This is a genomic window from Nocardiopsis terrae (assembly GCF_014651695.1).
Classification (GTDB): Bacteria; Actinomycetota; Actinomycetes; order Streptosporangiales; family Streptosporangiaceae; genus Nocardiopsis; species Nocardiopsis terrae.
On record NZ_BMXJ01000008.1, the window covers coordinates 175,506 to 201,079 of the forward strand.

Genomic DNA, 25,574 nt, shown 5'->3' on the forward strand with positions numbered 1-25,574 from the left:
CAGCCGCCGCTGTGCGCGTGAAGGGAGGGGGACGACCGGGAGGGAGCGCGTGCTCTGGCTTCATACCTCCAGGTTCGGTTTCCGGGGCACCTCGGACAAGACCCCGTCAGAACCTGTGGAGAACCCCGGAATCGCCCGGTCGGCCCCGGGAAACCCGACCGCAGGGGCCGTGGCGACGCGGCCCCGCCGCCCCTGCGGCTCCGTGGCCGCCCCGGTCACCGGAAGGGCGGCTCCCCGACCGACAGGTGGATGTGGTCCACGTGGTTCTGGGTCGGGCTGCCTCTGGAGCCGGCCTGCCGCCGGACCTCCATCCACGGTCCCACCCGGTCCTTGAGCGGGTTCCAGATGTGGTAGTCGTAGATGATCCCCTTGACCTCCAGCTCCCGGTGGTTCTGGATCAGGAAGTCGATCACCTCGATGGCGGTCGCGTGCATGGCCGAGGTCGGGGTCGCACCCAGATCGGCCATCATGTAGTCCACGGCCTCACCGTGGCCGTGGTCGCTGTCCTTCTCCTCCCGGTAACCGCCCGCGCTGAGGTAGAAGCGGGGGAACTCCTGGTTGAGAACCTTGTGCGTGGCACACATGGGCGGCTTCAGGCCGCCCAGGGAGCCGCAGTCCACGATCGCCCCGCCGCCGAACACGGCGTTCGGATCGAACCGGTACTGCCCCTCCCGGTCGACGAGGTGCACGTCGAACATGCCCGAGGCCTGCCCCGCGTCGCCCACGGCCCGGTCGTCGCACGAGAGCCCGTCCGTGTCGCGGCCGCACTCCGAGGAGAGTTCGATGATCGCGATCGCCGAGGCGGTGCCGCTGAAGGAGGACGCATCGTCCTCCTCGCCGTCGCACACCACGTCGTTCCAGTCCCGCGAAGCGTCCTCGGTCAACTCCTTCTGGCAGACCGCGCCGCGGATCTCCACCCGCACGATGTTGCCGGAGCGCCCCATGACGTTGTCGCTGGCCCGGATGTCGGTGAGCACGGCCCCGTTGTTGCGCGCGTACCTCTCGGCACGGCTCTTCGCGACCTCCTCGTCGAAGCGGGGCATCGGGTAGACACCGTCCGCGAGCTGGGCCGCGGCGTGGTCCCGGAGGGCGCCCACCGCGGCCAGCGCGGCGGCGTCGGCGGCCGTCTGCGCCCGCGAACGCATGTCGTTGGCTCCGCCCACGCGCACGAACAGGACGGTGAGCGCGAGCAGGGCCAGGGTCATCCCGAAGAGGAGCAGGATGTTCGCCTGACCGTCGTCGCGGCGGCCCTGGAGTTGGTGTCCGCGTGCCGAATGAGGGGAGGTCCGTCGCATGCTTGTCCGGGGGGTCGACCCCCGAGGGGACGGGGGAACAGTCTGGTTGGCGGGGGAGCCGTGCGCGGCGGGTCCGTGTGCGAACGACCCCGTCTCGCGCGGAGTCCTGTCCGGCGCAGCTTAACCTGCCCCGGTCCCCAGGTACAGGGGCGGGTTCGCCCTCTGTGGACAACCCGTCACCGTTCTCCCAGGTGGAGTCGGGAGCATCGGGAAAGCCCGTCCGTCACACCAGGCTCGTCCAGTAGCTCCAGAAGGCCTGGGCCACCGCTGCCGCGATCAACAGCCCCCACACCGTGAGAACCACCGTGTGGTTGCGGGCCAGCACGCCCGCGGGGCGGCGCAGGAGCTCCGGGGCCGGCAGGTGCCCGCTCCGGAGGTTGTGCAGCGTGACGTACCAGAAGAGCGGGATCGTCACCGCCCACACCACCACGCAGTACGGGCACAGCGCCCCGATCCGGTACAGGCTCTGGAAGATCAGCCAGTGCACGAACACCACCCCGAACACACAGCCCGCCTGCAGACCCAGCCAGAACCACCGCCGGAACCCGGGCGCCGGGCCGGTGCCGGTTCCGGCGAGCAGCGCCGTCCCCACGGTGGTGACCACGGCGAAGCAGGCCACCCCCAGGACCGGGTTCGGGATCCCGAACGCCTCGGCCTGCGGGGTCGACATCACCGTCCCGCAGGACAGCACCGGGTTGAAGCTGCACGCGGGTACGTGGTCCGGATCGGCCAGGGACCGGATCTTCTCCACCAGCAGCGCGGTGGCCGAGACCAGCCCGACCAGCCCGCCCACCACCAACACCCACGGCAGCGCCCGGCTGATGACGGGCACGTCCGAGCCGGGGTGCGGGCCCGGGGTGCGCCGGGGCGTGCGGGCGCTCATCGCTCCAGCTCCGCGTCGATCATCGCGGACAGGACCTCGTAGCTCGGCATGCTCGGCGCGAGACGGCCGTTGACGTAGATGGTCGGGGTGCCCTGCACGCCCAGCGCGAGTCCGTCGTCGAAGTCGGCCTGGACCCGTTCCCGGGTCCGTTCGGACTCCATCGTCTCGACGAACTCGTCCGTGTCCAGGCCCAGGTCCTCGGCGAAGCCCACGAACACCTCGCTCTGGTCCTGGCGGGACTCGCCCCACTCGCCCTGCGTCTCGTACATCCGCGCGTACATGTCGTCGAGGGCGTCCTGTTGGGCGGCGGCCTCGACGGCCGCCGCGGCGGGCCCGGAGTTGAGGTGCCCGGGGAGCGGGAAGTAGCGGATGACCATGTTGATCCGGCCGTCGTAGTCCTCGCGGACCCGTTCCATGACGGGGAACTGGGCGCGGCAGGCCTCGCATTCGAAGTCGAGGAACTCCACCACGGTGACCCGGGCGCCGTCCACCCGGTCGAGGTGGCGGCTGTCCTCCCGGACGAGCACCTCCGCGGGGGCGGTGGGCTGTTCCTCGGGGGAGGGGCCGGGGGCGGACGGTCCGGCCGCGTCCGGCGCGGCGGAACCCTCCCCGTTCCGGTCGAGGTAGACGAGCAGGCCGATTCCGAGGGCGGCGACGAGGAGGAGGCAGAGGGTGATGATCAGGTTCTTGCTCACGGGTGGTCCCAGCGGTCGGGTGTTCTCGGGTTCGGGCACGGTGGCGGACCCCACGGCGGTGGGGTGCACCGGTGCCTCTAGACCCGCTGGACGCAGAGGAGGGTGAGCAGCCCGCAGCCGTACGGGGCGGCGGGGCCCTGCTGCGGACCCGGCACCGAGGGGCCGGCCCTCGGGGCGTCGGGGACGCACGGAACCAGCGCGGAGCCCGGCGCGAGCACGGGGTTGGCGGTGAGGAGGCCCTGTTCGTCCGGCGCGGGGCAGGCGTGTTCGGACCCCCGGTCCCCGGCGGGGCCGGGGGAGTCCGCGTTCTGGCCCGGGGCCGCCGGTTCCGCCCCCTGCACCGAGGCTGTCCACGCCTTCCCGGCCTCGGGGAAGACGGCTCCGGGATGGCAGAGGGCGCAGAGGAAGCAGAGCACGACCAGGCCGACCAACGGCGCCGCGAGGGCGCGCAGCCGGTGTGTGGTGGTGTGCCCGCTCATGAGGGGAACTGTAGCGGTGTGTCCCCGTGCGCGGGGGCCGGGGTCGCTCGGAGCCGGGCAGACGGGGGTGTCCCGTTCGGCGGACGGGGAGCGCACCCCGCCCGCCGAACGGCATCCCTCCACCGGTCCCCTCAGTGGATCCGGCGGTTCAGGGCCTCCACCACGTGGACGTCGGCCACGGTCACCCTCAGGTCCCCCGAACCCAGGGGTGCGACGGTCGCGGAGCGCACGTACGCGCCGTGGCTCCACCTGCGGGCCGTGCTGTCCGGGACGGCCTTCGCGCCCAGTTTCGCCATGGCCCCGGCGGGTCCCGCCTTCAACCTCAGCTGCCAGGACGTCCGCAGCACGGACAGTCCCCGGTAGTCGATGTGGTCGAGCAGCGGCACCATCCCCACCAGGCGCCCCTCCTCGCGGCCGGCACGGTTGGGCAGGGTCTGCAGCGGATAGCGGTGGCCCGCCCCGGTGCCCCGTACGACCTCCACCGCGAAGGCCACCCCCTCGGGAACCGGCGTGCCCAGGGACACCTCGAAGTACAGCTGGCCGCCGTGGCGGCCCGCCGGGCGGACCCGGACCCGGTCGACCGGCAGGGTCGGGGCCGTCGGGGAGGTCAGCAACCCCAGCCGGTCGTTGACCGTGTAGTACGGGCGCACCCTGCTGCCCACCCCCCGCGCGGGCCTCACCTGCTGGGACGCGTACTCGATGATCTGCTTGTACCCGACGACCCCGGACAGGTGCCTGCCCACCGTGCACTCACTGCCGTCGGACAGCAGCACCCGCATCTCCCACTTCTCGGAGTCGCCGTCCCGCCCGCGCACCACCTGTTCGGGATCGATGACTGCGGTGAACTCGCCGCTGGCCGCGACCGCAGACGGGAACTCGCGGCGGGTCTGGGGAGAGGCGCGCAGCCGCACCACCAGACGGGCCCGGGCGTCGGGGCGCTGCTGCCCCAGCACCCGGCCCTGGACGGTGATGAGCCCGTCCGCGATCTCCACGTGTTCGATCTCCGCGTGGTGCGCCGAACGGCGCACGTGCAGGACCAGGCGTCCCTTCACGGAGCGGGCGGGGACGACCAGGGAGAGCCCGCTGGTACGGGCGGGCGACAGCGGATACCCGTGCTGGTGGATCTCGACGTCCCGCACCGGGGTCTCCACACCCCGGTCCACCCGGAACACCTGCCACTCGCCGGTGACCAGGTCCGTGCTCCTCTCGGCCCTCGCGCCCCTCCCGGACGCCCGGCCGGGTCCCGTCACCGTCGCGGCTCCCGCTCCGGCCCCCGTACGCGCCCCGGCGTCCGTCGCCGGGACGGCCTCTGCTCCCCGGGACGCGTCCACCACCACGCGGCCCTCGGCGTCCGGGAACAGCTCGACGCGCCTGCCGGGTTTGGCCAGCACCAGCCGCTCGGGAACCTGTGCGGACCCGGCCCCGGGGAACTCCGCCACCGGGCCGAACGACAGCACCGACGTCCCGTCCGGGCCGGACTCCACCCGGCAGGCCGCGGGCGGTTCGGGGCGGGGCGCGGGCACGGTCAGCGCCGCCGGGGACGGCGGGCCGACGCCCGCGAGTTCGGAGAACAGCTCCTCGTGCAACAGCACCACGTTGGCCGGGTCGAAGCGTTCGGAGTCGGTGAGCGCCGCCGACGACATCCGTCGTCGCAACCGGTCGTCGCCCATCAGCTGGGCCAACCCCTCGGCGATGCCCGGCGCGGACCGGTTGGGGACGAGCAGCCCGTCCTCCCGGTCCCGGATGATCGACGCCGGCCCGTGCGGACAGTCGGTGCTCACCACCGGCAAACCGGACCGCATGGCCTCCACGATGGTCATCCCGAACGGTTCCTCGCTGGAGGTCACCGCCGCGAACGCCCCCTGCGCCCACACCTCCTCGACCCTGGGGTGCGGGCCCATCAGCCACACCCGGTCCTGCAGTCCCAGCGAACCCACGAGTCTGCCGAGCGGACCGCGTCGGCTTCCCCGACCGTAGATCCGCAGCGTCCAGTCCGGGAACTCGTCGCTGACCATGGAGAACGCCTGCACCAGCAGGTCGTGCCGTTTGCTGGGCGCGAGCCTGCCCGCGGAGACGATCGTGCGCGTGTTGTGGCCGTTGACGGTGAAGGGCGGTGCGGGCACCGAGTTGGGGATGGACAGCACCCGCACCCCCGGCATCGGCATCTGCTCCGCGTAGGTGCGCGCGTCGGCCTCGGTGACGGTGACGAAGGCGTCGAGGTTCGGGTACTCGGCGGCCATGACCCGCCGGAGTTCCTCGGAGTGCTGTTCGTAGGTGAGGTGCTCCTGGCCGACCTTGATGATCCTGTCGGGCGCGGCCCGCGCGATCACCACGTTGAGCCCGGGGCGGGTGCCGACGACCACGTCGGCGTCGGTGGTGGCGAGGTACTCCTCCAGGCGGTCGTCGGTGAGGCGGCTGTGCGTGCTGCCGCGGCCGTCCTCCGGAGGGAAGAGCAGCGGCGGGAGTCCGGCCCGCTCCGATCCCTCGTACAGCGGTCGTCCGCCGATCCCGGTCGCCTGGTCGCCCTGTTGGCGGATGTCGACGAGCGGACGCAGGCCGACCTGGGCGGGGACGGGGAGGACGGGGTCGGCGCGGTGCCGGAACACCGAGACGATCTCCACCTCGTGCCGTGCGGACAGCGCCGCCGCCTGGTTGGCGACGGTGCGCACGGTTCCGCCGATGCCGTACATGTCGTTGATCAGATAGGCGATCTTCATCGAGCCCCCGTGTTCTCGGCGCCGCCCCGCGCACTCTGCGCGCCGCGGCGCCGAACCCGTTGCTCCCACACCGATCCGCGCCCCTGACCGGGGGCGATGTGGGTGTTTGAGCGATCAGGCTATGGGTGGAATGGCGCTAAAGATCCGTATCTGTTCAGGAGTGTCCAAAGGTTTGCCGCTACCTGTTGGTGTTTTGCGGCGAGTTCACCCGTATCGGGCGATAAAGCCAGAATGGTCACATCCGGGTGGGACAGGCCACGGCCGGGGCACCGGCAGGTCCGGTGCGGAGTTCCGTCTCAGAGGCCTGCGGTCCTGGACGCGGGGCGCGGCCCCTGATCAGGGTCGGCGGTCCGCGAGAACGCAGAACTCGTTCCCCTCCGGGTCGGTGAGCACGACCCAGCTCTCCTCGCCCTGGCCGACGTCGGCGCGCCGAGCGCCCAGGTCCAGCAGACGGAGCACCTCTTCGCCCTGCTCCCCGTCGGCCGGGCTGAGGTCGATGTGGAGCCTGTTCTTGACGGTTTTGCCCTCGGGCACGCGCGCGAACGTCAACGTCGGCGGCACCGGGCCCAGCGGGTCCTCGGGCCCGGGCCCCACCGGAGCACCGATGGTGACGGTTCCGTCCTCCTCGTCCCGCTCCCGCACCTCGTAGCCCAGGACCGAGCACCAGAACCGGGCGAGCCGGTCGGGATCGGCGCAGTCGATCCCGAGTTCGGTGAACCTACTGGTCATGTCAGGACCTCCTGGGTCACGGGCCTACCGAAGCCCCCACGCTAACCGCGGTCCCCGTCGGCGAAGGCGTCGCGGTCCGGGGAGGCCGCCCCGGGGCCGGGCACGGGGCCCGGACCCGGAGCTGCCCCGGCACCCCCGCAGGAGGCGCCGAAACCCTAGGCGAGCTTGCCCGCCTGGTGGGCCTCGACGGCCTTGCGGACACCCTCGCCGTAGGCAGGGTCGGCCTTCGCGCAGTTCCCGATGTGCCGCTCGATGGTGGCCTCGGAGGCACCGTCGATCGCCCGGGCGGTGTTCTCGAACAGCACCTGCTGCTGCTCCGGGCTCATCGAGCGGAACAGGTCGCCGGGCTGCTCGAAGTAGTTGTCGTCGTCCTCGCGGTAGTCGAACCGGTCGGCGGTCGCGCCCACGGCCAGCGCCGGCTCGGCGTACTGGGGCTGCTCGCTCCAGCGGCCGTAGGAGTTCGGTTCGATACCGGGGACGCCGCCCTGGTTGCCGTCCACCCGCATCGCACCGTCGCGGTGGTAGGTGTTGACCATCCGGGCGCCGCGCGGCTGGTTCACCGGGATCTGGTGGTGGTTGACGCCCAGGCGGTAGCGGGCGGCGTCACCGTAGGAGAACAGCCGGCCCTGGAGCATGCGGTCTGGCGAGATGCCGATGCCCGGCACGATGTTGGCCGGGGTGAAGGAGGCCTGTTCGACGTCCGCGTGGTAGTTCTCCGGGTTGCGGTTGAGCTCGAACTCGCCGACCTCGATCAGCGGGTAGTCCTTCTTCGACCAGACCTTGGTGAGGTCGAAGGGGTGGAAGCGGTAGTGCTCCGCGTCCGCCTCGGGCATGATCTGGACGTAGAACGTCCACTTCGGGTGGTCGCCGCGCTCGATGGCCTCGTAGAGGTCGCGCTGGGAGGACTCGCGGTCCCCGGCGATGACCTCGGCGGCCTCCTGGTCGGTGAGGTTCTTGATGCCCTGCTGGGTGCGGAAGTGGAACTTGGTCCAGAACCGCTCACCGGCCTCGTTGACGAACGAGAAGGTGTGCGAGCCGAAGCCGTGCATGTGCCGGTAGCTCGCGGGGATGCCGCGGTCCGACATGACGATGGTGACCTGGTGCAGGGCCTCGGGGAGGTTGGTCCAGAAGTCCCAGTTGTTCTCCGCCGAGCGCATGTTGGTGCGCGGGTCGCGCTTCACGGCGCGGTTGAGGTCGGGGAACTTCAGCGGGTCGCGGAAGAAGAAGACCGGGGTGTTGTTGCCGACCACGTCCCAGTTGCCCTCCTCGGTGTAGAAGCGCAGGGCGAAGCCGCGGATGTCGCGCTCGGCGTCGGCGGCACCGCGCTCACCGGCGACGGTGGAGAAGCGGAGGAAGACCTCGGTCTCCTTGCCGACCTCGGAGAAGAGGGCGGCCTTACTGTACCGGGTGATGTCCTTGGTGACCCGGAAGGTACCGAAGGCGCCGGAACCCTTGGCGTGCATGCGGCGCTCGGGAATCACCTCGCGGTCGAAGTGCGCGAGCTTCTCGAGGAACCACAGGTCCTGCAGCAGCATGGGCCCGCGGGGTCCGGCCGTCAGGCTGTTCTGGTTGTCCGCGACGGGGGCGCCGGCGGCTGTGGTCAGCGGATTGGTGTTGTCGTGCGACATTGCTACCTCGTCCTCGATCTCTGTGGCGCTGCGCTCTCAGAGCCGGTCATGCGTCGGCCTCCTGCCGGGCGGGCCCTGGAGGCGCCCCGGGCCTCGGGGGTGCTCGGGCCCCGTGGCGGGTCCGTGCCCGCGGCCGCGCGGTCTCCCGCGCCGGACGCCCGGCCTGCGGCGGGCCGTGGGCTGTGGGCCGGAGAGGCGGCCTCATCCTCCCGGGTCGGTCGCTCCGGGGACGGAGCACCCATGGCGAAGCCCTCCCGGGGAGGATGGTCCTGCTCCCCGGCTGGCGCATGCGCCCATTGAAACACTTCTCTGGAATAACTCCAATCTAGGAGGTCATGCTGGTGGTCCGTAGCGCCGAAGGTCCCCGTTCCGACGACAGGAGACCCTTGACGGGCCACCCGGCCCGGGTGCGGGGAGCCGAGTCTGCCCGCACGGGATGCATAAAAGCGCCCTCTCCCGAACCCCGGGGGAACCCGACCTGAACGGACCGGGAGGTTTCGGAGGAAGACGCGGAGAAGGAAGCAGGAGGGGGCGCGGGGGAGAGGGCGCTCAACGACGCGGGTCGGGGCGGTGGAACTCCCCGTGTGCGGGCCCGGTGCTGCGGCTCGTCATCGGGGCGGTGGGCGCCCCGGCGGGAGGCTAGTACGTCCTGGTGCTCTGCCAGTAGTCCCAGGCCTCGCAGGGGGTGCCGTAGGCCTGCTGGATGTAGTCCAGGCCCCAGTCGATCTGCGTCGACGCGCTGTCCCGGAACCCGGCGGGCATCTCACCGTGCAGTGCCGGGTTGAAGCCGACGATCCCGCGTGCGCCGGTCTGCTGGTCGAGCACGTTGTGGTCCCAGGCCGACTGCTGTGACCACAGGTTGTCCAGGCAGGTCCACTCCTGGTCGGTCCAGTTGTACGGGGCGGCGGAGGCCGCCTGCATCCCCAGGTTCTTGTTGTCACTGAGGTTGGCGTCGTCGCCTGTGCCCCACTCGTACTCCTCTGGCTCCTCCGGGCGGTCGTGGTCCACCCAGGTCTCCTCTCCGCAACCGGGGCCGTTGACCAGACAGACCATCTGTCGGACACCCTCGTTGAAGGTCGAACTCACCTCCGAGGTGTAAACGGTCGTGATGATCAGCGCGGCCAGGATCGCTGCCGCCGCTGTCTCCACGAACCCCGCTCCGCGGTCCCGCTGGTTCGCGGATTCCGGCCGCAACCAGCGCAGGGCACTGCCGACACCTCGGCGGATGGCGATCCGTGGGGGGCGTCCCCGCTCGTCAGTGCGGTTGGGCGGCCGGTTCGGCGAGGGCCGTCGGGGATCCCCGAGCTCAGGGCTGTGGGGGGTGGTCAACTCCGCCTCCAGAAGAGTCCAGGAGTGGGGGTGGTCGGGGTGGTGCGCTTGGGGGAGCGTGGGGGCGCCTCAGGGGTCAGGAGATGGGGATGTCTTCGATGGGTTCGAACCCAGGGATTTCAAGGTCGATGGAATCAACGTCCTCGGGAACAGAGTACATCGACCAGTAGGCGACCTTTTCGCCTGGGCGCAAAATGTTCTTAACATCCATGGAAGTATTACCTGAGCAGAGACAGTCTCCGTCGCTGTCCATAAGCGGGTGAAATCGCTTGGATTTGGTTGATGATGTTATTGTGACGCCAGAGTATGATGTGACATTGCTATACATGTAGGAATTTCCTTGAGGCCAATCGAATCCAGCATCTCTGTCGCCAATGTTCTCAACACTCCAGGTGACGGATATTAGATTGCCTGCCCCGCTTCTTTCTGCCGAATGGGCCTCTGCTAAAAAATCGGAACTGATTTCTTCATTCGATTCAGCGTTTCCTAGAGAATCCAGGTTCTCGGTCTTTGGGGCGGGTGCGGCAAGGGCGCCTGAAGCTGTAACGAAGGGAAGAATTGCTATAATCGCACAAAGTCCAGGCGCTCGAAGCTTCCTGTTCATCATTGACCTCTATTTTTCAAACGTGACACTGACTCGGCGGTTTCGTTTGCGTCCCTCTTCTGTGGTGTTGTCGGCGATGGGATCAGCGGATCCATGTCCTTCAACATCAAAGGTAACTTCGCGGCTGATGAGACTTCCCAAAGTGACCTCAACGCTTTTGGCTCGGTCTTGTGACAAAGGTAGGTTGACAGAGTCAGTTCCCGTGTTATCTGCGTGCCCGTCGATAGAAATCACTGAGGAACTCGCATCGTCGATCTCTTGAGCCACCTGCTCAAGTATTTCCTGAGTCTCGTCGTTGAGGTCTGAACTGTTGGTGCTGAAAAGGACATCAGAGGATAGAATAATGCTTACCTCATCGCCACTTTCTGTTCGGCCTGTTTGATCCTCTTCAAGGCTGTCCGAGATTAGGGTGAGGTCGAGGATCTGTGGTTCCCCGAGGTTGCTGCTTTCGACTGCCTCTGAAGTGTTGCTAACAGGGATGTCGAGAAGAGGTGGAGTCAGGGGAGTTGTGACAGTCATGCTCTCTACGTTTTCTGGAGCTCCTGGAAATATCACCCAGAGCGTTTCAGTTTCACCGCTTTCAATGGCTCCTTCTAAGGTGTCGCAGAAACAGCTTCCATCACTTTTGTCGTAACTGAGATAACGCTGCTGATTTAGATCATCAATGAGGCTGATGTTGCTGGCAGTGCGTCTATCTTCTTCGCCGGCAAGGCCAAATCCTATATCAAATTCCTCTGGTGAATTATTGATGAGGCTGATTCTTAAGCGAAGGAGATTGTTCTCCAGTCTCTCCAGTGTATTGACCTCAATCTGGAGTTCAGATCCAAGGATGGTTGCCGTGGATGTCGAACTGGCCAATATTTCTTTTGCTTCGCCTGGGGAGGGTGGAGCATTTTCTCTGGAAATGTTTTCGGGGGATTGGCTGTTCTCTTTTGGGGGGTTATCCGCGCTGACGACACACCCAGAGGCAAGGAAAATAACCAGAGTGGTGACCATGCCTGTGTGTAGATGCTTATTCCCCTTCGCTTTGGAAGGCTTGCTTGCGAGAGTCAAGAGCTTCCCGTTTCTCAGGATTTGTCAGAGGAATTCAGATCGAGAGCCCAAAGGCAATATTCACGACTGATGCAGTTTCCTTAAACTGTACATCTCTTTGTTTTTGGGTTAGTAGTTGGAAAATATTCCATCGATTGTGGTCGTTATTCCATTTGCAATGCGCTTCTCGATTCCGGCGGCCATGATAACCCCGGCGATCAGGGCAACGAGGACGATGACAGCTCCGTACTCGACGAAGCCAGCGCCCTTGTCCCTGTCGTGCCCAGGCCGCGGGAGGGTCAGGGCGCTGAGGGTCACCCATATCTTGTGCAAGCTGTTCATGGAGTTAACTCCTGGGGGAGGTAGTTTTCTTCGCCACGGCAGCGCGGTTGTTGACCGGTGGACCTGGGTCCTGGCTTCATCGGTGACCTGGGGCTGAACTTTGGGATCACGAACCCCACTATCGGATCAGTGTGGTCAGTTGCCCCTTGCCTTGACTGCCCCTTGCCCTGGCCGGATGTGGCCATGCAAGTTGTGCGTCCCGCTGGCCCTGTAGGTCTTGGCGCTCCTCCTGAAGAACGGAGATTTCCCAGGTGGGAGCTGGTTTCTAAGGGGTGAGTGTGCACGATTCGGCCGCCAGGGGTAGCGATCTGTGTTCAACGGGTCACCATGATTGCATGTGTCCTCGACCACCGTCATGGATGGGCGTGAAAGTCCGGGCAACCGAGAGCCTGGCCTGCTCATGGTGTTGAATTGTTCGGGTCTCATGATTCTCTCCCCTTGCGCCAAGCCCTACACCGCCCCTCGGTCAGAAGGGGCACCACTCGCTCGGTGTGGCCTGAGCAGCTTCGGAGGTCTCGGAGACCCCGTGAACCCGGGCGGGGGGTGCGCAGAGCCCAGAGGCTGGGGCTCCCATGTTCCCCGCTTCTCCTGCGGGACACCAGAGAGGTCAGCCGCACACGAGCCTTCCCGTAGCCCGTCCCCGCCCCGAATGCCCCCGCCCCGCGCACACCTCCCTGCCTCCCCGGCTGTTCCTCTGTCCTTCCCGACCTCTTTCATTGCTCCATCCGCTCCCCCCAGTCCCCGCCTGCCCCACGCGCCTCACCCCACCCGGCCCTCTCCCACCGGCCGACCTGACAGAAAGGCCCCGAACTTGAACGCCATGTTGCTGATCCCCCTTCTGGGGGCGCTGCTCGGCCTGGCCGCTGGCGCTTTCCCGTTCTTCAGGGTGTTCACCGCGAACCGGTCGATCACGGCGGAGGTCGCCGCGGTCCCCGAACCGAAGCTCCCGCTGACCCCGGAGGACCTCACTCCAGCGGAGCTCGCCTACCTGGTGGGCGGCGCTACCCGGGTCGGGGAGGTCGCGTTCATGGACCTGTTCCTCTCGGGGCGTATCCGCCGCCAGGTCCGCGGTGGCTTCTTCACGCTCGTGGGTCCCTCGAACGCCTATGTCACCGAGAAGGACCCCGTCCGTCGTGACCTGGTCAAGACGTTCAGGGACCGGACCGGCCTGACTTCGCGCGGGCTGATCCAGACCGCCACGTCCAGTCGGGGTATCGAACGGGTTCGGGAGAAGCTCGCTGAACGGCGTCTGATCGCCCGTTCCGAGGGGCTCGCCAGGGCGCTCGCGGACTTCCACAGCGGAGGGTGGATCTCCCGGGTCCTCGCCTATTCGGGTGTGGTCCTGTTCGCCGTGGGGGCGGTGCTGACGAACGCCTACGAGCAGGACGAGTGGACGGTCGCGCTGGCCGTGCTGGGCGGTGTGCTCGCGGTGCTGGGCGGTCTCGCTCGGGGTCTGTACCTGGGTCACGGCGGCCGGAACGCCTCGACCGCGACCGCCGCCGGGAAGCGGCTCCTCGGGCTGGCGTCGGACGCCTACGAGGCCACCGCCGCCGAGGGGCGGACGATGGTCCGCGAGGAGGCGTTGCGCTACACCGCTGTGCTCGGGATCAGCCGGATGGGTCGTGAGGCCTCACCGAGAGACCGGGGGCGGGACGGTTCCGGCGATGACGCCGTTCGGGTCGTGACGCACACCGGATCGGCTCAGGTGCTTGAGGAGAGCCCGCGAAGGGTCGGGGAACAGACCCCGGAGCCGCGCGAGGGTTTCGAGCTCGACTGGGGCAGCCTTTGCGAGATCGCTGACCTGTGCGCGGTGGACGGGTCCGGTTCGGCTTCCAGCGGTGGTTCCTCGGGTGGCGACAGCGGCGGAGGGGGTTTCTGGGGAGGCGGTGACTCGGGTAGCTCCGGTGGAGACGGCGGTGGCGGCGGGGGCGGTGACTGAACCGGTGGGCAGCGAAGGGCTTCCATTGTCTGTCCGGCTCCCACGACCCACCCGGGATCCCGGAAAGAACGTCGAAGAGTCCGATGGCGTCAGCTTTGTCTGCCTCAGCGGCCTCGAAGTTCGCTTTCGGGTCCTCCTGGGCCCCAGGGGAGAGCGCCGAAAACCCTGCCGGGGGTCCGTATCGAGCCCCCTATGCGGATGGTGCATAGCGGGCTCCCGAACCAGGCGACGAGGTCGGAGGGGCCTTCAGCAGGGCCTATCGGGCGTATCTCCGGGAGGGAATGGCATGGGGTTCCTGAGCCCGAAGTGCGACTGCTACTGGGAGGGTGACGGGGGGTTGGGGGCCAGCAACCCTTTTGTCAGCGGTGTGCATGACGAGGGGCTGGCAAGCGGTTCGGGGCCAGGTGAGCGTCGATGACGCCACGAGGCGCCGCCCCTGCACTGGCCGTACTTCTGCCCGTGCTTCTGGTTGGCTGTTTCGGGACCGAAGAGGTCCCCGAACCCCCTGCTGAGCCCACCGCAGAAGCCGATCCGAGCCACTTCGAGGAGCTCTCCGGAGCCGAGATTCCCGACTCCGCCGAGTCCGTCGAGGTGTTCTCCGTCGGTGACGTCGATTCCCTTCCGACGTATGTCGCCACCTTCACCCTGCCCAGTGAGGAGGAGGCCACAGAATTCTGCCAGAGCGGAGACATCGGCAACTACCGTGTCGTGTCCGGGGGTGAATTACTCGAGGAACAGCACGAGCGGCACTTCATCGGGGAAACGGAACTGGCTGAGCCTCGCAGGTGCTCGTCAGTGAAGCAGGGTGAGAGCGTCGACCGCAGTGTTGTGTTCAGCTTTCCCGAAGGAGAGCGGGTTTCGGTGTGGGCTGTAACAGAAGAGGTCGGCTGGTAGAGGTGTCTGCGGCCCTGCCCGTGCGTTCACTCCGCGATCCGCACGGGCTTCGTGTCCGTTCCTCAGCGCCGCCGCGCTCCCGCTTGTCGCGCTGTTTGTGCGCACTTCTGACGTCACGGCCACCTTCCCCGAAGTCTCCAGGGGAGTCGGAGAAACCCCGTCAGGGGCCGTGGCCCGGCGGGGAGGGGCTCCCGGCCGGGCCACGGCGGTGTTCTCGGAGGGTCGGTACTCCTGGGGGGTCAGCGTTCCCAGGGCTCGGGCAGCGGGTAACCGGAGGCCAGAGCGGCTTTCAGCAGGGACCAGCGGTCCCGGGCCCTGCACAGGGCGCGCCAGTAGGAGACGTTCTCGCCGGTTGCCCGGAGGGCTTCGGACAGGGCGTCGTAGTGGTCGGTCACCTCACGGGCTTCCGTCGTGCCGCCGCCCAGCCGGGTGGCCCAGCGCAGGGGGAGTTCGTCGCCGGAACGCAGAAGGCCGTCGAGGTGCCCGAAGACCGCGTCGGCCGAGATCAGCCGGGTGACGGCGTCGTCGGGCAGGCCGGGGTCGTTGAGCAGCCGGGTGAGCCGGTCCGCCAGGGCGTCGGAGCGGGTGTCGGTGTACTGGTTCATGCGACCAGCCCCCGAAGGGTGGACCGCTGGCGTTCCCAGGCCCGGTAGGGGCCGCGCACGATCTCGGCCTGGGGGTGGGCCGTGGCACAGCTGTCCTCGACGGGCCGCCTGGGCGCGGGAACCGAGGGGGCGGGCGCAGGGGGAGTGGGTTCGACGGGCTCGGGCCGGGTGAGTGCGGGCTCGGCGGGCCTGACGGGTAGGGCGTACCGGCGCACTCGGCGGGAACGGTTGCGCCGGGCTTCGGCTCCCAGTTCCCACAGGTAGCCGCACGGACTGGTGTGCGTGCCCTGTGTGGGCCGCGTGAGCCTGACGATTAGGGACAACAAGGCAGTAACGTATGACACGGCAAGCGCTCCGTTCGCTTGTCCGGGCCCGGGGTGTTGGTAGCACCGCCGGGCCGCTTCATGAGTAGGTCAAGGTCACATCATAGCTAGGTGTACTACCCCTGACTACCCCCGTGGGTGGCTATGGCTAGACATAGGTGGCTGGCTAGGTTCGTTTCTATGCCCGCCATCGACCGCGAATCCCCAGTTCCGCCCTACGTCCAAGTCGCCAACGCGCTGCGTGCGCGCATCGACAGCGGAGAGATTCCGCCAGGGCGTGCCCTGCCTTCCCTGGTCAAGCTCGAAGACGAGTTCGGTGCTGCCCGGGACACCTTGCGCAAGGCCGTGCAGGTACTCAAGGACGAAGGCCGCGTTCAGACGGTGCGGGGGATGGGGGTCTTCGTCCTGCCGCTGGAATGACCCGGGCGAACCATCCCGTTCACGGAGCGCGGAACCGGGGGTAGCCGCTTCCCCGCCCGCCTCGCCCGTCTGACCGGATGCCGACCGCAGAGCCCTACTTCCAGAAGACCTCGCTGAGGTCCTCGTGGCCGGGCAGCGAGCCCGTCGTCGGGGTTTGCACGTTTCCCGAGAACACGACGACCGACGGTGAACTGGCGATCGGCAGGCCCGGCAGCACCTCCATGATCTGCTCGTTCAGGTCCTCGTGGGCGGCGGTACGCGCGCCCGCCTCCGGGAGGGCCGCAGCCTCGGCCATGGCCCCGAAGAGGTCCTCGTCCTCGAACCCGAACATGGGGGTGTACCCGGAGAAGTAGGGGCCGATGAAGTTGTGGGTGTCGTTGTAGTCACCGGTCCACCCGTGCAGGTACAGCTCACACTCTCCGGCCTGGACACTCTCGACGTAGTCGTTCCACCGCTGGGCGACCGGCTCCACCGTCACGCCGACAGCCTCCAGGTCCCGGGTGATGAGGCCCTGGATCTCCTCCGGGGCGGACATGTAGGGGCGGGTGATGTCGTCCGGATAGCAGAACTCGAGTGTCAGGTCCCCGTGGCCCGCGTCCGCGAGCATCTCCTGGGCCGCTTCCGGTGAGTGTTCGATGGCCCGCACATCCGGGGACCAACCGTTGACGGCCCGGGGCACGAACTGGGTGGCGACCTCGCTGCCGTAGGGCATGACCGCGTTGACGATGCGCTGGCGGTCGACGGCCCGCGCCAGGGCCTCACGGACCTCCGGAACCTTGAGGGCCTCGTGCGCCTCCTGCTGGTAACCCAGGTAGAGGAGGTCGTACGGGTCTCGGGAGGGCACCTGGAAACCGGCCTGCACCAGCGGTGCCCTGTCCTTCGGGTTCGTGAGCTCGTAGCCGTGGATCTCTCCGGACTCCAGCGACTGACGGCGATCGGCCTCGTTGCCGATGCTGCGCATGACCACGGTGTCGATCCCCGGGGAGCTGTCCCTGTGGTCGCCGAACCGCTCCAGGGTGACCACCTTCTGTATGTGGTCCCATTCGGTGATCCGGAACGGTCCGCTCCCGGCCATGATCTCCGGGTTCGAGGAGTAGTCGGCGAGAGGGCCCATGAGCGACTCGTCGGCGACCTCCGCCACGCTGGAGGGGCTCATGATGCCGAAGGAGGCGAGTGTGAAGCCGCCGGGGAGGGCCGGTCGGTACTCGTCGACGGTGATGACCGCGGTCAGGTCGTCGGCGGCCTCGCAGAGGACGTAGTTGGATTCCGGCAGGTCGGCGTTGATGTTCTCGGCGAACCCGCCGAACACCGACTGCCAGTGGTAGGTGTACCTGGACTGCTGGTAGATGCCGGTGAGGTTGTACCAGCGGTCGAAGTTGGCGCAGACGGCTGCGGCGTCCAGTTCCTCGCCGTCGTGGAACCGCACGCCCTCACGCAGATGGAAGGTCCACTCGGTGCCGTCGTCGGAGTGCTCCCAGTCCTCGGCCAGACCACCGGTGATCTGGCCGTCGGCGGGGTCGTGGCGCAGCAGGGTCTCGAACACCTGCCGGCTGTAGCGGAAGGTGGCGCTGTCCGTGGCCAGCGCCGGGTCGAGGCTTTTGATCCGGTCGGAGGTCGCGAAGACGAACGGCTCGGACTGGTCCTCGGCGGCTCCCTCCAGGACCTCGGCTCCCTCCCCGCCGTCGGCCGCCTGTCCTTCTTCGCCGTCGCGCAGCAGCAGCCAGCCGGTGACGCCCCCGATGAGGAGCAGGGTGACCGCGGCGGCCACGAGCCCCAGCAGCAGGCGTGAGGTGCCTGACTTGGCGGAGTTCGGCAGGGGAGTCGAGGGGGTGTGGGAGTCCGGGGAGGAAGAATCCGGCAGGGGAGCAGACGGAACGTGGGAGTTCGGGGGAGGAGAGCCCGGGGGCGGGCCGTGCGGGTGGGGAGAGTCCTGCGGAGGCGGCGGTGCCTGTGGGCCCGGCCGGGGCGGGGAGTGCGGCCCGGACGGGACAGCGGTGTGTGGCCGGTCGGGCGCGGCACCGGGTGACGGGGTGTGGGAGCCCGGAGAGGGTTGTGGGGCCGGAGAGGTTGACGAGGCCGGGGACACGGACGCCCCCGTCCAGTCCCTGGCGATGAGCGTGTTGACCATGGTGGCCATCTCGTCCGGCGAAGCCGGTGCGGTCCCCGCGTCGGCCTCTCCCGCCAGACTCCGGACCAGTTCCGCCGCGCTGGGCCGGTCCCCGGGGTCCTTGGCCAGTGACCGGGCGACGAGCTCCCGGAGGTCCTCCGGAACCCCGCTCAGGTCCGGCTCCTCGCTCAGCAGCCGGAACATCATTTCCTCGGCCGAACCCCTGCCGAACGGCGGCTGCCCGGTCACCGCGTAGGCCACCAGCGCGCCCCACGAGAACACGTCGGCCCCGGGCCCGGCGCCGCCCCGGAAGCGCTCCGGGCTCATCCAGCCGGGAGAGCCCATCAGCCCGCCCGTCCTCGTCAGCTGGGTGCCGTCCAGGGCGTGTGCGATCCCGAAGTCGAGCACCTTCGGCCCGTCCGGGGCCAGGATCACGTTGGACGGCTTCAGGTCCCGGTGCACGATCCCGGCCGAGTGGATGGCCGCGATCGCCTCCGCCATACCCGCGGCCAGGACCCGCGCCTTGGCCTCGGGCAGGGCTCCCTCCGACCGCACCCGCTCGTTCAGGGTGGGCCCGGGGAGGAACGCCGTCGCGAACCAGGGCTGTTCGGCGGAGGTGTCGTAGGCCAGGACCGAAGCGATGCAGCGCGCCCGGATCCGGCTCATCAACTGGACCTCGCGGGTGAACCGCTGGCGGAAGTCCTGGTCGGCGGCGAACTCGGGGCGGATCACCTTCACGGCGACCCAGTGGTCGTCGGGGGACAGGGCGGCGTAGACGACGCCCATCCCGCCCGCGCCCAACCGGCCCCGGAGGTCGAACGGGGGGACGGTCCGCGGGTCGGCGGGTTCCAACGGGGTCATCGGGGGTGTGTCGGGGGAGGGGAGAGGCACGGCTTGCCTTCTTGACCGGGAACGGGGGGCGCGCTGGGTTCGGGGGTACTGGGTGCCAGTGTGATGCCGGAATCAGTCAACCAGTTCCCGTGCGCCCGGGCAGCCCGGTCTCCCGTGCCGGTCCGCCCTCCCGAGTGTGCGGGGCGCCCCGGGCCAAAGCGCGGGGCGGGGCCCTTCGCGACCCCGCCCCGCCCCCGGTGACCGGGGGAGACGGTTCCGGACCCTGCCTGGCCCGGTCCCGCACCCTTGACCAAGTACCCCCGGTCAGGGCTTTGCGCGGCCGCTGTCGGCCGCGACCCGTCCTCAGCCGCCCGCGGGCGCCTGGAGGTCGAACATCTCGGCCAGCGCCTCGTAGGAGGCGAAGCGGGCCTTCTTGTCGTAGATCATCGACGAGATCATCAGCTCGTCCACCCCCGTGTCGGCGACGAACTGGTCGATCTTCGGCTTCACGGTCTCCGGGGAGCCCACGAAGGAGTAGCGCAGCATCATGTCCAGCTGCTCCTTCTCCCCGGGGCGCCACACCGTGTCCAGGGAGCTGCGCTCCACCGGCGGCTGCAGCAGGCCGCGCGCGTTGCGCAGGGTGCCCAGGAAGGCCTGCTGCATGGAGGTGAACAGGTTCTGCGCCTCGGCGTCGGTCTCGGCGACGAACACGTTGATCCCCGCCATCGTGTACGGCTGGGCGGCCTGCTCCGAGGGGGTGAAGCCCTCCCGGTAGGCGGCCAGGGCGTCGTAGAGGGCGTTCGGCGCGAAGTGCGAGGCGAACGCGTACGGCAGTCCCAGGTGCGCGGCGAGCTGGGCGCCGAACAGGCTGGAGCCGAGGATCCACAGCGGCACCCGCAGGCCCTCGCCGGGGACCGCGCGCACCGGCTGGCCGGGAGCGGCGGGCTCGAAGAACGCCTGGAGCTCCTGGACGTCCTGCGGGAAGGTCGAGGAGGAGCTGTTGTCGCGGCGCAGCGCGCGCATGGTGCGCGGGTCGGTGCCGGGGGCACGGCCCAGGCCGAGGTCGATCCGTCCCGGGTAGAGGGACTCCAGGGTGCCGAACTGCTCGGCGATGACGAGGGGTGAGTGGTTCGGGAGCATGACCCCGCCCGAACCCACCCGGATGGTGGACGTGCCCTCGGCGATGAAGCCGAGCGAGACCGAGGTGGCGGCGCTGGCGATGGCCCGCATGTTGTGGTGCTCGGACAACCAGAAGCGGTTGTAGCCCCAGCGCTCCAGGTTCTGGGCCAGCTCGCGGGCGTCGCGGATGGCCTCGCCGGGAGTGGAGCCCTCGACGATGCTGGCGTGGTCCAGGACGGACAGCGCGGGCCCGGCTCCGGCCCCGGTCGCCACCTCGGGCTTTCCAGCTGCTTCCGACATCTCAGTTACCCCCACTGACCTCGAATGTTCGACGATCGACGATCATCGAACATTGACGGTACACTCGGTGCCGGACGCATACCAAATCCCGTCCGCGCGGCGGAGGCGGATGATGGGAGACTGGTGGACGGGTCGACGGGCCCCGGGCAGGCGACCGCAGTGGCCGCACGGCAGCGGAAGTGGAGGTGGGGGCTTGGTTTCCAGGGGAACGTCCAGGGGACAGGAGCACCCGGTTCTGGGCGACGTGGATCTGGTCACGGTCCTGTCCGCGCTCGCCGAACCCACCCGGCTGCGGATCGTGTGCATGCTCGCGGACTTCGAGGGTGAGCGGGCGTGGAAGGACATCGAACTGCCGATCGCGCAGTCGACCCTGAGCCACCACCTGAAGATCCTGCGCAACGCCGGCCTCGTGCAGAACCGGACCGAGGGCACGCGCTGCTACGTCTCGTTGCGCGACCACGAGGTCGAGGGCCGGTTCCCCGGGCTGCTGGAGACGGTGCTGAACTGCCGGGATCCGCACGCGCCCTAGGGTCGGGGCGTGCGGCCGCCGAACACGACCTGGGCGGCTCCGGCGGCCAGGACGCGTCATGTCTTCACTCACGCAGGCGCAACGAAGCCCGGACCCGCTGAGTTCCCGCTCCGGGGCCGGTTTTCTCCGCTCGGACGGCCTCTCCCCGTGGTCAGGTCCCCCGGGTGGTCGAGTCGCGAACCCGGCCCGGCCGGCTCGCAGCGGAGCGGTCCGGCAGAGGATGCCCCCCAGCCCTGGTTCCCCCTCTTGCAGGACCGAGGGACATCCACCCCCCTTTGAGACCGGGGTCTCCTTACCCTCCGTTCCCCTTGGTGTCCCTCCGGCGACCCTGTGGGCCGGGAGGTGACCAGAGGATTCGGAGACCCCTTGGTGGCGAGTGGCATATCCACGTGCTCGGCGAACGTGAATTCCCCCGAATCCAATGCACTCGCTCACGGGCGGGTTGATCCTTTCGGAAGTCCCCCTAAGTATTCACTTCCGTAAGGATCCCCCCTTTTCGGTCCGCCTTCTCCTCGTGTGACGAACGTGGGAAAGCGGGCCCCTGTAGACGCACTGTATCGCCTCGCGGAACCATTCTGAACCCGCTCCTCGGGTATGGCTGATGGCGAACGCGAACCATCCGACGAACCCCGAAAACGGACGAATGCACGGAACGACGTATGCGTCTTGTCGGTGTCGCGACTGCTGCGGGCGCAAAGTCCGCTTCGGTCTGCCGGCCGACGCTCTGAGTATGCCTGAGAACGCCGGTGGTTCGCAGGCGTTCAGTGGCAATTCCCCAACTTGATTGTTCGGCGGGCCGGGGGAGTCGACCGTGCCGGTCACCGGTGGTCTCGGATTGGTCGAGGCGGGCGGGGCGGATCGCCTTTTGTTGGTGGTTTGGGCTCTTAAGTGATCGCTTGGTGGTCGCCGGGCGCCCCGGTCGGGGTTTTCGGCGGGGCAGCGGCGTGCGGGCACGGGAACGGGCGGGCGGATGGCGAACCGCGGGAACTCACACATCAGGCGACCGGGCGGACGCGGCCGGTTGTGCCGTGGGTTTGCCGGGGTGTCCCGGCGCCCGCCCCGAGGTCCCCTGCGCGGCATGGGCCGACCACCGTTCCCGGACGGGCCGGTTCGTGCGCGGGCGGACGGGGCGTGATGTGTCCGCCGGACGCAGCGGTCGAGGCGGTTCGTCTCGCGGCGGTGCCGGGGCGTGCCATTCGGAAGGCGAAGGGAGGCGGGGTGCCGGAAAAACAGGAAGCGTTTTCCTGATTGGCTTTCCCGAGGGCGTCGAGAATTGTTCCTCGGCGTGGGAGAACGGTTGCGCCGGCTTCGGGAGTGCACCCGGCGCCCGCCCCCGCGCTCCTGCTTCGACGGCCCCGACCGGCCAGTGCCGCCCCGCCTCCGCGCGGGTCAAGGGCTATGCGGGTCCCGCATGGGGGCCGCTGCCCGACGGGCCCGCTGTCCGAGAGGCAGGTCTGGAAGGGTCCCAGCGCTGCGGGGGCCGAAGGCACGCCTCCGAGTGGAACGGGCGGCACGGCCCCGGACGGCTCCGGGCGGGCGCCGGTGGACCCGAGTGAAACGGCCGGTCAGGGGAAGGAGTGAGGGGCGAAAACCCCGAAACCCGAGTGTTTCGTGGCACCATGTGTGCCTCCCTGGCATCACACCACCCGAACGACGCTCTGCGCTTTCCCCCCGGCTTGGAGAGATCACCTGTGAAGATCGGCGATGAACTCGGCGGATACGAACTCCTGGAAGTACTCGGCAGGGGCGGGTTCGGCACGGTCTACCTCGGACGCGACAGCAGCGGTGCCCTCGGCGCGGTCAAGGTGCTGCACCACCACTACGCGGACAACCCGACGTTCCGGGCCCGGTTCAGGGCCGAGGTCGAGAACAGCAAGAAGGTCGCGGAGTTCTGCATCGCCCGGGTGCTGGACGCCGACCCCGACGGGGACCCGCCGTGGGTGGTCACCGAGTACGTGGAGGGGCAGACCCTCCGGCAGGCCGTGCACTCCGACGGGGAGGACGGCGGCCCCCGCTCCGAGGGCGACCTCTACCGGATCGCCGTCGCCACCGCCACCGCGCTCACCGCCATCCACGCCTCCGGGGTGATCCACCGCGACTTCACCCCCTCCAACATCATGGTCGCCCCCGACGGCATCCGGGTGATCGACTTCGGGATCGCCCGCGCCCTGGAGAACAGCCCCGTCTCGGCGAGCGCCCTCCTGGGCACCCCGCGCTACATGGCACCCGAACAGTTCCTCGGCACCCGGGTCACCCCCGCGATCGACGTGTTCGCCTGGGGGTCGGTCATCGCCTTCGCCGGAACCGGCAAGGACGCCTTCGCCGGGGAGAACCTGGCCGTGACCCTGCGCAAGGTCCTGTTCGAGAAGCCCGACCTCAAGGGCCTGCCCGAGAACCTCGCGGCGATCGTGCGCTGGTGCCTGTACAAGGACCCCCAGCTGCGTCCCACCTCCGACCGGCTCCTCGCCACCCTCCTGGGCGTGGAGGAACCGGACAGCGGGAACTCCCCCGACATGCTGGCGGGCATCGGCGGGCGCCCCGGGCCCGACATCATGGCCATGGGCACACGCATCGGCCAGGGGAGCGGCACGATAGACATCTCCGCGATCCCGACCATCACCCACGCTCCGCCCGACCGGGACGAGCTCTTCGAATTCGGCGGGGAGTCCTACTCCAGCGTCTCCGCGCTCGCCCGGGGCATCCAGCGCGACTGGGAGAAGGCGCTCGACCTCCTACGCAGTGCGCCGTTGCGGCAGGACCTGCTGCGCTGGTTGCCGGAGGAGCGTGAGCAGGCCCGCCGGATCGTCGCCCAGCTCCCGGAGGACTGGGGCGGCGCCGACGTGCAGGCCGTCAACCTCATCGCCGAACTCGACCCGGCCCTGCCCCCGCTCTTCCACGGGCTCGACATGTCCTGGGGCGCCCTGTTCGGCACCCGGGACGGGAGGGCCTGGCCCTACCGGGACAGGACGCACGAGCGCCTCGTCCACCTCGTGGAACACGGCAACCTCCTCGAACCGTTCAGCCGCCACCACTGCGTCCAGACCGACCACGACTGCGGCACGGACCGCGGCTGCGGGCGCTTCGCCCGGGTCGCCCGCCAGGCCCCGGTCATGTTCGACACCCTGCGCAAGTGCGAGGCGTGGCTGGAGCAGCTCGGCAAGGGGTTCGGGCTCGCCCCCGCCGAGATCCCGCCGTCGGGCCGCGGTGACCTGGTCCACATCCTGGCCACCGACCGCCGGGCGGGTCAGGGGCCGCCCGAGCTCGCGGACTGGGCGGTCAAGGGCATCCCGGAGGGTTCCGAACGCGACCAGGTGTACCGGGCCGTGCTCAACGCCGACGACCCCTGGCCCGCCGCGGTCGCCTTCCACGCCCATCGGGACGACTTCCGTGCGCTGGCGGAGCGGGTCGAGCAGGTGAACGAGTACCGGAGGGTGCGGCCGGAGGCGGAGCGGATCGCCGGGGAGAGGAAGCGCGTCACGGCCGAACTGGAACGGTTGGGGCGGCGCGACCCCGGGACGTTGGTGCGGTTCTTCTACGGCCTGGGCACGGTGCTGGTGGTGCTCGGTGCGCTGGCGGGCGTCGTGTACTGGGAAAGCCTGGCACTCCTGGCGGTGGTTCTGGTGGTGGCCGGGGTGCTGTTCGGGGTGATCGGGGCGTTGATGGCTCGCGACCACGAACAGTCGGTGCGGCGGGTGCGCCAGGAGCTGGCCGGCCTGCCGGAGGAGGCGGAGCCTCCGGTCGCGGGTCACCCGGCCGGGACGGACGGTACGGAGGCCGCGCCCGGATCCGGGGCCGCGGACGGTGCCGAGCCGGACCCGGCGGCGGGGGAGGGGAAGCGCTCCGGCGAGGGGCCCCTCGGGAGCGACCCGGAGGCCACGCTGGAGTGGTCCCCGAGCAGGAGCGCCGCGCAGAGCACGGCCGAACGCAACGACGAGCGGCTGGACGACTACCTGTAGGGGGCGGGGCCGACCGTGTTCAGGTAGACGTCCAGCCGGGTGGCCGCGGTGAGCATGGCGCGTCCCCGCGCGGTCAGCTTCCGCTGCCAGCCGTCCAGGGCTCCCGCCAGTTCGTCGGTACCTCCGGCGGTGCGGATCTGGTGGACCACCGTGGCGATGTGCTCCAGCGGGTAGCCCCCGCGTCTGAGGAGGTGGGCGAGATCGGCGTCGCGGACGTCGTTCGCGCCGAAACCGCGGTATCCGGTCTCGGGGTCCCGCACGGGGGTGAGAATGCCGGCCTCCTCCCAGTTGCGCAGGGTCGCCGGGGTGACGTCGAGGCGGTGCGCCAGTTCGCCGATGGTGCGCAGGCCGGGGGCCCCGGGGCGGCCCGGGGCGGCGCTCCCTTCCGCTCCGGGGGCGGAGCCCGCTCCGGGGGCGGGCTCCTGCTCCCGGGCGGTCGCGGTCAGGTGGCCCACGGCCTCGCGTACGGCGTCGAGGGTCTGTCTGTCGCGGAGCAGTCGGCCGTGGCCGTGGTCGATGACCGTGAAGGCGTGGTCGAGGTCCCCCTCGTGGACCGCGTGCATGATCCGGCCGCCGTACGCGTACCCGAACGCCGCGACCAGGGCCAGGTAGGCGCGGAGCGCCGCCGCGTGCACTTCGGTGTAGACCCGGTATCCGCTGCTGGTGCGTTCGGCGGGCGGGATGAACCCGTCCCGCTCGTAGTTGCGGACCGCCTGGGCCGAGAGGCCGTGCTCGCGGGCGAGGTCGGAGGGTCGCAAGGCTCTCCCCTGTTCGAGGCTTCGGGGCGCGGGCTGCTGTTCGCACGTGCGGAGGTCTCA

Annotated in this window: 21 protein-coding genes; 5 read left to right on the forward strand and 16 right to left on the reverse strand. The window is 69.2% G+C overall.

Annotation, left to right across the window (positions count from 1 at the left end):
• Positions 1-215 precede the first annotated feature (215 nt).
• From IE195_RS22700 to IE195_RS22750, 11 genes are all read right to left on the reverse strand, one after another.
• Positions 216-1,295 (reverse strand): VldE C-terminal domain-containing protein, encoded by a 1,080-nt coding sequence (locus IE195_RS22700; protein WP_191275011.1) that lies wholly within the window; start codon positions 1,293-1,295, stop codon positions 216-218.
• A 223-nt stretch (positions 1,296-1,518) separates the two neighbouring features.
• Entirely contained in the window at positions 1,519-2,178 is a 660-nt protein-coding gene (locus tag IE195_RS22705) for a vitamin K epoxide reductase family protein (RefSeq protein WP_191275013.1), read from the reverse strand.
• On the reverse strand, positions 2,175-2,873 hold the full coding sequence (locus tag IE195_RS22710; protein WP_191275015.1) for a DsbA family protein: 699 nt from the start codon (positions 2,871-2,873) through the stop codon (positions 2,175-2,177). Before IE195_RS22710 ends, IE195_RS22705 begins: the two co-directional genes overlap by 4 nt.
• A 77-nt stretch (positions 2,874-2,950) precedes the next feature.
• Entirely contained in the window at positions 2,951-3,352 is a 402-nt protein-coding gene (locus IE195_RS22715) for a hypothetical protein (RefSeq protein ID WP_191275017.1), read from the reverse strand.
• A 131-nt stretch (positions 3,353-3,483) separates the two neighbouring features.
• Positions 3,484-6,069 (reverse strand): glycosyltransferase family 4 protein, encoded by a 2,586-nt coding sequence (locus IE195_RS22720; protein WP_191275019.1) that lies wholly within the window; start codon positions 6,067-6,069, stop codon positions 3,484-3,486.
• Between the two features lie 336 nt (positions 6,070-6,405).
• Complete coding sequence (locus tag IE195_RS22725; protein WP_191275021.1) at positions 6,406-6,798, reverse strand: VOC family protein; 393 nt, start codon at positions 6,796-6,798, stop codon at positions 6,406-6,408.
• Positions 6,799-6,953: 155 nt separating this feature from the next.
• Positions 6,954-8,426: a catalase gene (locus tag IE195_RS22730; protein ID WP_191275023.1), complete on the reverse strand. Its 1,473-nt coding sequence runs from the start codon at positions 8,424-8,426 to the stop codon at positions 6,954-6,956.
• A gap of 639 nt (positions 8,427-9,065) precedes the next feature.
• A complete protein-coding gene (locus IE195_RS22735) occupies positions 9,066-9,575 on the reverse strand; it encodes an aggregation-promoting factor C-terminal-like domain-containing protein (RefSeq protein ID WP_229826396.1) in 510 nt (169 codons plus the stop codon).
• A gap of 256 nt (positions 9,576-9,831) precedes the next feature.
• On the reverse strand, positions 9,832-10,362 hold the full coding sequence (locus IE195_RS26335; protein ID WP_225942515.1) for a hypothetical protein: 531 nt from the start codon (positions 10,360-10,362) through the stop codon (positions 9,832-9,834).
• Positions 10,363-10,368: 6 nt separating this feature from the next.
• A complete protein-coding gene (locus IE195_RS22745; protein ID WP_191275027.1) occupies positions 10,369-11,355 on the reverse strand; it encodes an OmpA family protein in 987 nt (328 codons plus the stop codon).
• 165 nt (positions 11,356-11,520) lie between these two features.
• Positions 11,521-11,733, reverse strand: coding sequence for a hypothetical protein (locus tag IE195_RS22750; RefSeq protein ID WP_191275029.1), 213 nt, complete (start codon positions 11,731-11,733; stop codon positions 11,521-11,523).
• An 820-nt stretch (positions 11,734-12,553) separates the two neighbouring features.
• On the opposite strand from IE195_RS22750, the gene IE195_RS22755 reads away from it, so the two are divergent.
• Both IE195_RS22755 and IE195_RS22760 read left to right on the forward strand, forming a co-directional pair.
• Entirely contained in the window at positions 12,554-13,672 is a 1,119-nt protein-coding gene (locus IE195_RS22755) for a TIGR04222 domain-containing membrane protein (RefSeq protein ID WP_191275031.1), read from the forward strand.
• A gap of 459 nt (positions 13,673-14,131) precedes the next feature.
• Complete coding sequence (locus IE195_RS22760; protein ID WP_191275033.1) at positions 14,132-14,566, forward strand: hypothetical protein; 435 nt, start codon at positions 14,132-14,134, stop codon at positions 14,564-14,566.
• A 239-nt stretch (positions 14,567-14,805) separates the two neighbouring features.
• Here the strand turns inward: IE195_RS22760 and IE195_RS22765 are convergent, their stop codons facing one another.
• Together IE195_RS22765 and IE195_RS22770 are read right to left on the reverse strand one after the other, a co-directional pair.
• Positions 14,806-15,171, reverse strand: coding sequence for a hypothetical protein (locus tag IE195_RS22765; RefSeq protein ID WP_191275035.1), 366 nt, complete (start codon positions 15,169-15,171; stop codon positions 14,806-14,808).
• Positions 15,168-15,497 (reverse strand): hypothetical protein, encoded by a 330-nt coding sequence (locus tag IE195_RS22770; protein ID WP_225942514.1) that lies wholly within the window; start codon positions 15,495-15,497, stop codon positions 15,168-15,170. The genes IE195_RS22765 and IE195_RS22770 overlap by 4 nt, the downstream gene beginning before the upstream one ends.
• Positions 15,498-15,674: 177 nt before the next feature.
• On the opposite strand from IE195_RS22770, the gene IE195_RS22775 reads away from it, so the two are divergent.
• Positions 15,675-15,914, forward strand: coding sequence for a GntR family transcriptional regulator (locus IE195_RS22775; protein ID WP_191275039.1), 240 nt, complete (start codon positions 15,675-15,677; stop codon positions 15,912-15,914).
• Positions 15,915-16,008: 94 nt separating this feature from the next.
• On the opposite strand, the gene IE195_RS22780 is transcribed toward IE195_RS22775, so the two are convergent.
• Both IE195_RS22780 and IE195_RS22785 read right to left on the reverse strand, forming a co-directional pair.
• Positions 16,009-18,882, reverse strand: coding sequence for an ABC transporter substrate-binding protein (locus IE195_RS22780; protein WP_191275041.1), 2,874 nt, complete (start codon positions 18,880-18,882; stop codon positions 16,009-16,011).
• 333 nt (positions 18,883-19,215) lie between these two features.
• The gene (locus IE195_RS22785; RefSeq protein WP_191275043.1) at positions 19,216-20,271 is read right to left on the reverse strand and encodes an LLM class flavin-dependent oxidoreductase; all 1,056 of its coding nucleotides are present in this window, start codon (positions 20,269-20,271) and stop codon (positions 19,216-19,218) included.
• A gap of 244 nt (positions 20,272-20,515) precedes the next feature.
• Here IE195_RS22785 and IE195_RS22790 point away from each other — a divergent pair, with 244 nt between their 5' ends.
• On the forward strand, positions 20,516-20,800 hold the full coding sequence (locus IE195_RS22790; protein ID WP_191275234.1) for an ArsR/SmtB family transcription factor: 285 nt from the start codon (positions 20,516-20,518) through the stop codon (positions 20,798-20,800).
• Positions 20,801-22,491: 1,691 nt separating this feature from the next.
• Positions 22,492-24,756: a serine/threonine-protein kinase gene (locus tag IE195_RS22795; RefSeq protein ID WP_191275045.1), complete on the forward strand. Its 2,265-nt coding sequence runs from the start codon at positions 22,492-22,494 to the stop codon at positions 24,754-24,756.
• Here the strand turns inward: IE195_RS22795 and IE195_RS22800 are convergent.
• A complete protein-coding gene (locus tag IE195_RS22800; RefSeq protein ID WP_191275047.1) occupies positions 24,747-25,514 on the reverse strand; it encodes a TioE family transcriptional regulator in 768 nt (255 codons plus the stop codon). The two genes, IE195_RS22795 and IE195_RS22800, sit on opposite strands and share 10 nt — an antisense overlap.
• Between the last annotated feature and the right edge of the window lie 60 nt (positions 25,515-25,574).

Coding starts and splice junctions, on each gene's coding strand:
- IE195_RS22775 (WP_191275039.1), top strand. CDS start 15,675: ATGCCCGCCATCGACCGCGAATCCCCAGTTCCGCCCTACGTCCAAGTC.
- IE195_RS22785 (WP_191275043.1), bottom strand. CDS start 20,271: ATGTCGGAAGCAGCTGGAAAGCCCGAGGTGGCGACCGGGGCCGGAGCC.
- IE195_RS22750 (WP_191275029.1), bottom strand. CDS start 11,733: ATGAACAGCTTGCACAAGATATGGGTGACCCTCAGCGCCCTGACCCTC.
- IE195_RS22765 (WP_191275035.1), bottom strand. CDS start 15,171: ATGAACCAGTACACCGACACCCGCTCCGACGCCCTGGCGGACCGGCTC.
- IE195_RS22745 (WP_191275027.1), bottom strand. CDS start 11,355: ATGGTCACCACTCTGGTTATTTTCCTTGCCTCTGGGTGTGTCGTCAGC.
- IE195_RS22725 (WP_191275021.1), bottom strand. CDS start 6,798: ATGACCAGTAGGTTCACCGAACTCGGGATCGACTGCGCCGATCCCGAC.
- IE195_RS26335 (WP_225942515.1), bottom strand. CDS start 10,362: ATGATGAACAGGAAGCTTCGAGCGCCTGGACTTTGTGCGATTATAGCA.
- IE195_RS22715 (WP_191275017.1), bottom strand. CDS start 3,352: ATGAGCGGGCACACCACCACACACCGGCTGCGCGCCCTCGCGGCGCCG.
- IE195_RS22705 (WP_191275013.1), bottom strand. CDS start 2,178: ATGAGCGCCCGCACGCCCCGGCGCACCCCGGGCCCGCACCCCGGCTCG.
- IE195_RS22700 (WP_191275011.1), bottom strand. CDS start 1,295: ATGCGACGGACCTCCCCTCATTCGGCACGCGGACACCAACTCCAGGGC.
- IE195_RS22755 (WP_191275031.1), top strand. CDS start 12,554: ATGTTGCTGATCCCCCTTCTGGGGGCGCTGCTCGGCCTGGCCGCTGGC.
- IE195_RS22730 (WP_191275023.1), bottom strand. CDS start 8,426: ATGTCGCACGACAACACCAATCCGCTGACCACAGCCGCCGGCGCCCCC.
- IE195_RS22780 (WP_191275041.1), bottom strand. CDS start 18,882: ATGACCCCGTTGGAACCCGCCGACCCGCGGACCGTCCCCCCGTTCGAC.
- IE195_RS22720 (WP_191275019.1), bottom strand. CDS start 6,069: ATGAAGATCGCCTATCTGATCAACGACATGTACGGCATCGGCGGAACC.